Source organism: Priestia sp. BR_2 (genome assembly GCF_041954005.1).
Classification (GTDB): Bacteria; Bacillota; Bacilli; order Paenibacillales; family Paenibacillaceae; genus Paenibacillus_AQ; species Paenibacillus_AQ lautus_A.
This window is the reverse complement of the sequence record NZ_JAVFHM010000309.1, coordinates 1-937: the sequence shown is the minus strand read 5'-3', so window position 1 is coordinate 937 and position 937 is coordinate 1. Positions and strand designations below refer to the sequence as shown.

General features: G+C 28.8%; 1 protein-coding gene. It reads left to right on the top strand.

Going from position 1 to position 937, the window contains the following annotated elements:
* On the top strand, positions 1 to 490 hold a 490-nt coding region (locus RB298_RS26560), incomplete at its 5' end, for a hypothetical protein (RefSeq protein ID WP_486049348.1).
* Positions 491 to 937: the final 447 nt, after the last annotated feature.

Here is a 937-nt window from a genome sequence, read left to right as displayed (position 1 = left end):
GTATAAGTATAATCGAAAAAAAGCATTTTCTTTAGCTATGATAATTATCCCTTGGTTAACTGTTCCTTTAATGGGAAAGAAATCATTTTTTAGATTTTTACCTGTAGCAAGTTTTATCAATTTGTTTTTAAGTGTAATGAGCCTTCTGGCTAATGAGAAAAAGTGGTGGATGAATAAAAACCCTTTATCTCCTGGTTCTATAGATTTTTCCTATATACTAGGGCCTTATTATGTAGCTACTCTTTGGATATTCAAACTAACATATGGTAATTTTTCCAAATACTTAATGACTAATATGGCATTGGATTTTATTAATGCTTTTCCATTCGCATCTGTTTGGGAAAAGGTTGGAATATTCAAATTCCAAAAAATGAAACATGCTACATGGTATTTTATATGCGTATGGCTATCTATTTTTATTTATGGGTATCAATATCTTGTGGAAAAATCTATTAGGCAAACAAATAGTTCTCCATCTAAATTATTATGATTAGTTTACTTGTTGTTCTTTTTTATATGTTAAATGCATTAAGTAATTTTAATTCAATAATTAGTCAAAAGGATCTCTCAATATGAAGTTCCTTTTTTGTGCTTAGAATATCCATTATGGTAACTAAAAATTTATAGGGTATAGACCTAAAAAACAGAACAACCTACTGCTCCTGTGCAGTGGGTTGTTCTGTTTGGAATAACGAAGATTTTGTAGTGGTAGATGCTTCACGGCTTCTTGGGTAGTTTGCTCAATAAATAAGTTTTTATTATCATAGACAGTTTAAATAAACTCAGTTATACAATTGATTGATAGGAGTTGTATTAAATAATTAAAGTAGATCTTCGAGGGAAGCCTGCTTCATTTATTTATCTATGTACGCATTATTTAACCTTATTCCAATTAATTTTTATAAAAAATATTAAACTTATCCCATATCTCTTCAAG